This window comes from Chitinophaga sp., from assembly GCF_036569185.1.
Classification (GTDB): Bacteria; Bacteroidota; Bacteroidia; order Chitinophagales; family Chitinophagaceae; genus Chitinophaga.
In genome coordinates, this window is record NZ_DATCRD010000365.1 from 22,659 (window position 1) to 32,803 (window position 10,145).

The window sequence follows — 10,145 nt, forward strand, 5'->3', positions numbered from 1 at the left end:
TGAATTTAGTTTATGGGTTTTATTTTCAGGAACAACACGCCATGCGATGGTACCTGCGATGAAAAGCTGTTGTTACTTACGCCTTCATCCTGTTGTTTCCACAGGTCGCGGATTTTCTGCGGGCCTTTAATGGCAAGCTGTTCCCAAAGGAGGGTGATTGCCTGGTTATTGTCCGACAGGTTAAACAGCCCTACTGCAATAGAGCCATCCTGTAGGGGCTTTGCCCATATTTCGGTTCTCCTGTTCCTGTCGGCCGCCACTCTTTTCCCCTGTATGCCGCCGGGGTCCTGGTCTACAGCAATTACTTCACGGTTGGTAAGCAGGCGTAAGGTGAAGGAATCAACTTCCCTCAGATCGCAGCCAATTAATAAAGGCGCTGCAAGTATGCTCCAGAGGGTAATATGCGTGTACTGTTCGTTGGGCGACAGGCGGGTAGGATGAATGTCTTTTCCCCAGCCAAGATTGCCAACCACCAGCATATCCGGATCATTCCAGCTTCCGGGTGCGGCGTATGGCTGCCATTTATCCTGCAGGAACCCGATGGTGGTCATGCTGCACCAGGAGTCATGAATATCGCCGGTGGTGCGCCATGCATTGGCAAGGTGGTTCCAGTCTTCCGCCAGCTCAAAAGGCGCTGCATTGGAAATGCTGTACACCATGTCTCTGCCGGAGTTACGCAGCAGGTAGGAAAGTTCTGCGGTATGTGCAATATCATTTGTTACCCAGTCGTATTTTACATAATCAAACCCCCAATCGGCCCATTGCTGCACATCATTTTTTGCGAAAGAAAAAGCGCCGTACCTGCGGGAGGAATTGATCACTTTTCCCTCCCGTGTATCTGCGCCGCTGCCAATATAGCCGGCATAGGTTTGTACCCAGGGGGAAGAGTAAATGCCGATCTTAAGTCCTTTGCTGTGAACGTAGTCTGTTAGCGACTTCATGTCGGGGAATTTTTCATTCGGCATAATAGCGTTGAATTTCCCGCCGCGTTGTCCCTGCCAACCATCGTCAATATTGATGTAGGAGTACCCGTAGCTGATCAGCCCCAGGCTGACCATGGCATCTGCCATCGCCCTGATCTTTCCGTCGTCGATACCGGCGCCAAAAACATTCCAGCTGTTCCATCCCATGGGTGGTGTGAGGGCTATTTTCTCATCAACTGCTATTTCCAGTTCCTTTACATCAATACCATAACTGTTCTTTGCAGTAACGGCCACTTTATACTTACCGTTTCTCTTTACTTTTCCTGTGATGATACCTGTGCTGCTATCTATCATCAATCCATCCGGTAAACCGGTGGCGGTTACCGTAACGGGTTTTTCACCTGATACGGGCACCTTGAAAAGGAAGGGATGGCCTGCGCGGGCGCCATATACGTAAGGAGCATTGATAACGGGCTGTTTTAAAGGGGGAGGGGTAGTGATGGATGCTTTCTCTGCGGGTCGTTTTACCGACACCGGATCGGCGCCGGCTACCTCGAAGCTGGCATCCACCCAATCTGCCCGGTCGCCTGCGGTTCCGTCGCCCATATGATCTACAGATAAAATAAGGGACCGGATGCCTTTCGTTGAAACAGCCAGCTGTTTTGCTTTTTCGCCGGCATGCATCACACCGCTGCGCCAGATAATTTTTCCATCTCCTGTGATGAGGAATTCGGCGCTTGCCTGTTTCAGTTCATGTTCCGGTGCGGAGTCATCGATGCCCACACGCGCTTTAAATGACAAGGTTTTTCCATCGAGCTGAATCCTGAATACGCTTTCCGCATGTGTACCAACACCCCTGCCGAATTTCTCGCCGGAAACCAGGAGGGGTGTTTTCCACATAGACTGATTAGCCATTGCCTTTCCTGCGGATTGATCTACATTAGATAAATCCAGTTCATCGAGCCATACAACATGTGTGGCGGGTTTATGCGACCATAAGCATGTTGCCAGTAAAACAAAGCCAAGCCTGATATGCATACTAGTAGCCTTTGTTCTGTACACAATTGACATTTCTGTCTATTTCTGTTTGATAAACAGGCAGCGCATACTGGTTGTCTGAGGTCCAGGTAATGGCGCCGGCCCTGCTTTTTTCATATACTTTTGCTTCATTCGCGCCGAGCCCCCATCTTCTTACATTGAACCACCATTTGGCTTCTCCGAATGTTTCGGCCCATGTTTCATAATAGAGGGCGTTCAACGCCAGTTGATCCTGGAATGCGGCATCTGTAGTATTAGGATGGAGTTGCGCTTTAGTGATCTTAGTGCCTGATGTTATCATTGTGTAATCCACGCCAGGCTGCTGATCCCAGGCCCTGCGGTGCACCCGGTTGATATAGTCCAGCGCATTGGCATCGGTATTATTCCCGCTCAGTTTCCAGTAGCATTCTGCCAGGTTAAGATAAATCTCTGGTAAGCGGGTAAAGTAGAAATCCGCGCCGTGCATACGTGGGTTCTGGCTGGCCTGCACATCATACAGGTTGAATTTGCGAAGGCTCCATCCATGTTTGATGATATCGCTGGCCTGTTTTGCATTCATCTGGTATTCCGTTTCGGTGCCTCCGCCATAAGGTAATATTGCCACTTTTGAAGCGCTGTTCATCACGGTATCTACCCATGGCTGGTAGGCGCATACCCATAAGCGCGGATCGGGATCTGTAGCATAGCGTTTCAGCGTTTTCATGTGCAGGCATGAATCAACATAGGAAGTTTCAACGGTACGGGCTGGCGTGCCCAGTCCTTTCATAACAGGATAGTATGTTTGCGGGAACCCGAAACGGCCAAGGTTCCTGTCGTGCATATACATATTACCATAACCGGGTGTTGCGCCTCCGGGAATGCCGTTGTCATAGAATTGCGTGAAAAGCAGGCTGACTGCCGAGGCGGTCGAAGGGCCGGCCATGGCATTGTCGCCGGATCTTACGATCGTGATCTGGTGCAGGGCTTCCGTATTATTATTTTCGTTGGAAGCATATTGCGGGTTACCATTCCACATATTATTATAATCCTGGAAGCTCATCAGCGATTTGCCTGACTGCTGCACAATATCCACGAAGGCATCGCGGGCTTCGCTCCAACGTTCTTCGTACATTAAAACGCGGCCAAGTAAGGCTTCAGCAGCAAAGTAGTCGATGCGGCCTTTATTGGCGCCAGTCCAGGTTTTTTTGACGCCGGTAGATGGTTCTGTTAAATTAGCCATGGCATTTTTCAGGTCGGCAATCACGTAATCCCAGCATTGCTTTACGGTACTGCGCGGGCGCATTTCATCTGCACGGTCGCCTATTTTGATATCCGAGGTGAAGAGGATCACACCGGGATTGGGGTTGTCGCCATTATTTTTTACTACCACTTCCTGTGCATATAAGTTCATCAGGAAATAATAGTGCCATGCACGCAGGTAGTAAGCCTCGCCTAATTTATATCTCAGCGCCAGTGTATCGGCGGCAGATAAACCGCTTCCTTTTTTTTGTTTGAAATTGGGAACAATGTTGTCTATGAATGTTCTTGCCTGCTGCACACCCCTGTACAGGCCGCGCCACTGGGCGCCCGCATAGCTGTTGCCGGAGTTCACGTGCAATAGCTGCAAATCATTCCATTCGCTGGTTCCCAGCCATGCAACATCTCCTGTGTGATCTATATTATAAAAGAACCTTCCCAATCCTGAAAATCCAAACAGCTCAACGCTGTGTATATTGGCATAAGGGGAGTTGAGGAAGTAGTCGACCTGGTCCATGGTTTCCGGGAAAATATCCGGGTTCAGTACGTTGTATGGTTTGGATTCGTCGACAAAATCTTTCTTACATCCGAACAGCGAGATGCCTAAACCCAGGACGAAGGAAAGTTTTATAATGGTATGTTTCATTAATAGTAATTTTTCTGTTTAAGAAGATGGATTAAAATCCGAATTCAATGCCGAATGAATGAAGTCTTGTTTTCGGATACACTTCTGCCGAAATGATCCCCTGGGCAAGAGCGCTTGAGTTAGCACCCGCAAAACCAACTTCAGGATCTACATTCTTTACTTTGGTGATCACAAACAGGTTCTGACCACTGTAATAAACCCTGAGCTGCCTTATCTTCAGGCGGTCCAGCACTTTCCGGGGAAGGTTGTAGCCGATCTGCAGGTTCTGCAAACGGAGGAAAGATCCTTTCTGTATGTGGTAATCAGAGATCCTTTTGTAGTTGCCATTCGGATCATACTGGAACGCGTTGCCGCTGAGGTATCCAAATCTTGGCTGGCTGGTAAGCCCGTTGCCATACATGAAGGAACTGTTGAATACCTGGGAGGTGGTGTTGAAGTCGTTATAAATACTCTGGTAGTATCCATCCATACCATTGTAGATATCGTTTCCATACACGCCGTTGAAGAAGCAGGCAAGATCAAAGCCTTCGTAAGACAGCCCGATGTTAAAGCCATAGCTCACTTTAGGGAGCGGGTTTCCAATGATGGTTCTGTCCTGGTCGTTGATGGTGTTATCTCCATTCAGGTCTTCGTACCAGATATCCCCGGGGCCGGATCCGCTTGCGTACCAGTAGGCCTTACCGCTGGCCTGGGCTTTTGCATTCAGCTCATCGATCGTTTTCTGATCAGGTATCAGTCCTTTTGTTTTGAAGCCATAGAATTGTGAAATGGGAGAGTTCAGTTGTGTGCGGGTAACGATCCCAGACCAGTATTCTCCTGCAGAACCGGCGTCTATAGGCAGTTTTTCACCACCGAAAGATAAGATCCTGTTGCGGTTAAAGGCAGCATTAAACCCGAGATTAACGCCCAGTTTTCCAAAATTCTCTTTATAGTTAAGCGTTACTTCAAAGCCTTTATTCCTCATTTGCCCGAGGTTCATATCCAGCACATAGGTATCGGAGGCGTTGTGGCCGTTGGTCATACCGGAGCTTACCGGCAGGCTGCGTTGATACAGCATGTCTTTTGTATCACGGATGTAGTAGTCTAGCGTAACGTTTAATTTATTATCAAACAGGCCAACGTCCATACCGATATTGGAGGTGGTCACCGTTTCCCAATGGATACTTTGATTGGCTACGCGGCCTATTCCCCAGCCGCTTACAGCGCCTGTTCCCGGTAATTCGTTGAACTGTGTTTTGTCGTAGTTGGCGAGTGAGGGGATATATACATAGCTGCCTACGCCATCGTTGCCCAGGCTTCCGTAAGTGACGCGCAGTTTAAGATCAGACAGCGCGTTGAACCTGTTTTTAAGAAAAGGTTCTTCCGTTATTCTCCATCCTGCAGCAGCGGAGGGGAAATTACCGGCCCTGTAATCCGGTGCAAAGCGGTCGCTGATATCCTGGCGGAGGTTTGCTTCGAAGAGGTATTTATTTTTATAGGCGTAGTTCACTTTCCCAAAATAACTGAGCATCCGTGTGATGCCATAGTTCATATCGGAGGAGCGGCCGCTGGTATTACCGGGTACATTGCTCAACGACGAAGACTCTGAAAAGCCTACGGGGAAGGCATCGGAGATCACCGGAACTGAATAGGCCGAGTTAACGGCGTAAATTGATCCGGAAAGATCATCTGAAGAAGATCTTCTTCCTTCCATTCCCGCCAGGGCTTTAATTTCATGATCTCCCAGCTGTTTGCTGTAAGAGGCCACAATGTTTCCCACATAGGCCATCGCCAGGCTGCTTTGCTTCCGGAGGTTATCTTGTGGCTGGTTGGATTGGCCAGACACATACCATTTTGCTTCAAACTGCCGCGCCATGCTGCTGGAGAAATTGCCTCCGCCGGTAGCGCGGATATGCAGATCGTTTATTGGTTCAACGTCTATATAAAGGTTTCCTTCTGTTTCCAGGGAATTATATCTCCTGTTGGTCGTATTTATATAAGCCGCCCAGTTGCCTCCGTTGTAGTTGCCGGATGAGGGCAGTCCGCCCCAGGAGCCATCGTCATTTTTAGGGCGCATCATGGGAGACGACCTGAAAGGCAGTGCGTAGGCATTGGCCGCGTTGCCGGTTATAACCGGTGGATTGTCTGCATAAGAGTACAGGTTCAAACGTTCACCGATCTTAATTCTTTTACCCAGGTCGTAATCGCTGTTTACGCGAAGGCTGTATCTTTCCGACCAGGAGTTGGTAACGATCCCGTCTACACGCCGGTAACCTGCAGAAACGTAGTAGTTCTGTTTTTCGCTTCCGCCACTTACAGAAGCGTTGTAGTTCTGTTCTTTTCCTGTACGGTATAAATAGCTGACCCAGTCTGTATTAACCGATTCGTCCCAGTTGTTGGCAGCGGGAGTGATGGCTGCCCAGGCTCTTTTATAATCCGGGGTTCCCAGTAATTTGGGTAAGAAAGTACCCTGGGAAAATCCCTGGCTCAGTGAAATATCAACATTCATTTTCTCCTTGCGGGCGCCTTTTTTTGTTGTGATAAGAATCACCCCACCGGCAGCTCTTGCGCCGTAGATAGCGGCAGACGAGGCATCGCGGAGCACCTGGATGTTTTCAATATCCCGCGGGTTCATATTAAAGCCCGTATTACCAATAGCGGGTACGCCGTCAATAACGTATAGGGGAGACATGCCGCGGATATTTCCCACTCCCCTGATCACTACCGTACCGGTAGACCGGGGATCGCCGCTTGTGCTGGTTACCTGTACACCTGCTGCGCGTCCCTGCAACAGGTTACCAACGCCGGTAACCGCCATTTTTGAAAGGTCTTTTGTGTCTACGGAGGAAACGGCGCCCAGCAGGTTGGCCTTTTTCTGCGCACTGTAACCAATTACAACAATGTCGCGCAGCTGCTGGGAGCTGGAAGTTAATACTACCCGGAGAGGGGCCTGCTGGCTGTTGACAGTAATGGTGCGCGTATCAAACCCTACATTGCGAACGGTTAATGTTGCCGGCAATTTGGTAAGTTTAATGGAAAACCGTCCATTCTGGTCGGTGGCTATGCCGTTTGTAGTGCCGGCTTCGATAATGGAGGCGCCGGGCATAGGTTCATTTTGCTCTGAAACAACAACTCCTTTCACCACTGCGCTTTGTGATGCAGGGTCCTGTGCTTTTGCAAGAAACGATAACATGAGCAGTACAACGCTTAAAAGCTTGTGCATTTTCATATGTTTTGGAATAATTTTTTTGATTGGAAATCGTGATTGTGTGATGGTTGGTTATTATGAGAAAGAAGACATCAACCGGCCAATGGCATAATACCAGGTGGCGATCATAGCAGGGCCGGTAGAAAAATTGGAATGCCCGGGTCATTTAACGACCATGTGTTATGGAGCGATCCTGGTTGCGGACGAATAGTTCGATAAAGGCATGATAGCCCTCTAAGGCATGACATAAACAGCTTTTTCATATACGTAGAAAGTTCAGATGAAACGATATTCAATCGTTGGGAGCTAAAATATTACCGGGAGGAGGGCTGATGCAAATTAAATCGCCCCGAAAGCAGGAACAAACTGCAAACAAAGTAGCATCAAACTTTTAATTTTCTGAAAATCATGTTGTTGTGAATAGATATAAAAGGAAGATGAACATAAGATATCTCCCCGATAACTGTAAATAAACAGAGAATTCCTTCTTCCAATCCTGCCCGGTTAGCTGGCCGATCGGAAGAAGGAGGCTTTTTATGGAATGGATCAGTTACCGTTTTCAGTGGCGCCAATCGCCGGAGGATGGGTGGCGGAAACAGGGCGCCCGAAAAAGTCCCGGCCGCCGTTGCTGCTGATTAAAGTCCCGGCGCCGGTAGCTGGGGAAGCAGGCAATAATTTGTAGCCGCTAACAGTATTAATACCACTGCCGCTTGTTCCGGGCGCCACCAGCAATGGGTTGACCGTAAGGGCGCTGCTGTCGCTTGCCGCTTTGGCGCCGGCATAGTAAAGGTTATGGTTGTACAGGATATTGGCCTGGTCGTCGAACTGAAGCGCCGGTGAATAGAAAATATTATTCCGGAACTCCAGCCCCGGGTGAACGCCTGTTCCGCCGGCCCTGTCCAGCACCCCGATCCTGGTATTGTTATAAACGGTGTTATTATATATATGTATAGGCACTACTTTCCCGTTGGGATGTGGGTGTAATTCAAATACCCTGTTGTTGAAGCCGTTGCCATCATTTTGACTGATATTATAGCGAACAATGCCATAGGTGAAATCAGGTCCGGGATCGCCCATGTGTAAAAAGAACCCGCCTTCATTATCATGTGAATAATTGTACTGGATGATGGTATACCCCGGCGTGCTCAGGTCAATATCAAAAGCTTCCGAGTCCATGGATGTATAGGGTACGGGATTGGTAAGCCGGGTATAGGCTACTTCATTGTGCTGGATGATCATATCCTTACCCCGTCCCCATAAGCCCGCCAGTACTATGTTCATGTTCACGCCGAGGGTATAGGCGCCGGCGTTCAAAACCCTGTTATGTTCTATCAGCACATTTTTAGAGGTATAAACAATGATGCCTTCGAGGGCGGAGCTGTCAATCACATTTTGGCGGATAACTATATTTTTATTGTAAAAGGCGGTGTCTTTATTGCTGCCGTCGCCCATCATGATCCCCCTGGAAGAGCAGCGCACCAGGTTATTTCCATCGATCAGCAGGCTGTCGAAATACGCCTGTGCCGCGTTGGAACGCACAAAAATCCCTGCCTGCAGATGCCGGTTTGTAATGGGCATCCCTTCCACGTCGTGTATATTATTGTTCTTTATCGCTATGCCCGGGTACACTCCATTAGTAGCCAGGGCTACATAAATACCACACAGGGAGATGTCTGGTGGACGCACAGCCCGTGGATGGCTGACATCAAAATTTTCAAAGGTAAGATACTTTGCATCCTGGATGAGTACTGCAGACAGCATGCTGTTGTTCCCGATGATGCGGGGCTTGTTGCCCGAGCCGTAGGCCCCGAAGGTAATTCTTGCCCCGGCAGATCCCGAACTTTTGATGACCAGCGATCCTGTCCAGGAATTTCCTCTTTTGAATAAAATGGAATCGCCTGGCTGGAATGTGACCGAATTTACTTTGCTGAGGGTTTTCCAGGCGGTACTGGGCGACAGGCCATCGCTGGAGTCGGACCCGTTGTTATCAATATAATACCGCGTGGTGGTAACCACCGGATCGCCGGGATGATGCGGATTGCCCGGGCCATTGGGAGGCCATTCTTTGTAACAGGAGCTTAATAATCCGGCCTGGATCAAAATAAGGGCAAGCAGGAATGATACATTCTTTGTCTTTTTCATGTGTGGAATGTTTAAAGTGGAATATTTAAAGAGGAATTGTAAAAGCGAGGCGGCTCATATGGTGGGTTCAAATCTATCATTGGTTATATGGAGCGCCAAATGGAAATACTCAAAAAGTGAGAACAAACTCTGAACAAAACCCGATCAAAGTTTTAAGTTGTTTACATTCAATTGGTTATTGGAAGAGGAATAGGGCGTAGGCAAGGTTTTCAGGGGCGGCATTCTTCAATGCGCAGTTGCGTCATTATATAAGGACTGCAACAGGTGGCGTGAAAACTTATAGGCTCGTTGCGGAGCGCGCTGCATCGCCGCGCCACGGTTCCCTAATGATAATCCAATGCTGTGAGTCGCTTTATTTCGGTTAAATAATCGAAATTTGAGTTTCAGCAATTCCTCTTCTTTATGGGCAATTCCGGCTTACCGTCCTGCTTCGGTTGCCAGTAAGGTTTGGTCTGCAAAAAAACACTTGTCTTTTGTTTTTATTTTAAGAATTATCCGATGTTCAATTGCGGATATCTAAGACGTGAATATCTTCAATATTTATACTCAAGAACCGCAGCTTATCGAAAATCGTTACTTGCAGTTCTTCGTTTACAGACAAGAAAAATTCTATTTTAGGTTTGGTGTTGGTGTTAATGATCATTTCTATTGTTTCCTGCTGCAACGCCTGGTTGTAATAGGTGATAAATGTGGTAGGAAAGCGCCTTGTAAGCACTTTTAATTCATTTCTAAAAATAAAATCAGCACTTTCAGAAATGTATAAGAGAGAAATATGCATGTTGGTCGGCGGCTCATATTTCAGCAATTCCACAATTTCAGGGAACCCAATATTAATGCCTTCATTATCGGCAATGAATACAATATGTTTAGAATGACTCAATTCGCTGTTTTGCATCACATAAAATTTTATGGTACAAAACTGCTGATCGTTTACGAGATAGGTTTTAAGAATTCTTAAAAAATGATTTTGAGC

At 47.9% G+C, this 10,145-nt stretch carries 5 protein-coding genes; all 5 read right to left on the minus strand.

Translation table 11 applies throughout. The features are described 5' to 3' along the window. Positions 1-5: 5 nt before the first annotated feature. On the minus strand, positions 6-1,961 hold the full coding sequence (locus tag VIM72_RS27805) for an NPCBM/NEW2 domain-containing protein (RefSeq protein ID WP_332006074.1): 1,956 nt from the start codon (positions 1,959-1,961) through the stop codon (positions 6-8). Between the two features lies 1 nt (position 1,962). Further along, the gene (locus tag VIM72_RS27810; protein WP_332006075.1) at positions 1,963-3,843 is read right to left on the minus strand and encodes a RagB/SusD family nutrient uptake outer membrane protein; all 1,881 of its coding nucleotides are present in this window, start codon (positions 3,841-3,843) and stop codon (positions 1,963-1,965) included. 31 nt (positions 3,844-3,874) lie between these two features. Continuing rightward, positions 3,875-7,045 (minus strand): TonB-dependent receptor, encoded by a 3,171-nt coding sequence (locus tag VIM72_RS27815; RefSeq protein WP_332006076.1) that lies wholly within the window; start codon positions 7,043-7,045, stop codon positions 3,875-3,877. 531 nt (positions 7,046-7,576) lie between these two features. Next, entirely contained in the window at positions 7,577-9,172 is a 1,596-nt protein-coding gene (locus VIM72_RS27820) for a right-handed parallel beta-helix repeat-containing protein (protein WP_332006077.1), read from the minus strand. 502 nt (positions 9,173-9,674) lie between these two features. Then, on the minus strand, positions 9,675-10,145 hold a 471-nt coding region (locus tag VIM72_RS27825), incomplete at its 5' end, for a hypothetical protein (RefSeq protein ID WP_332006078.1).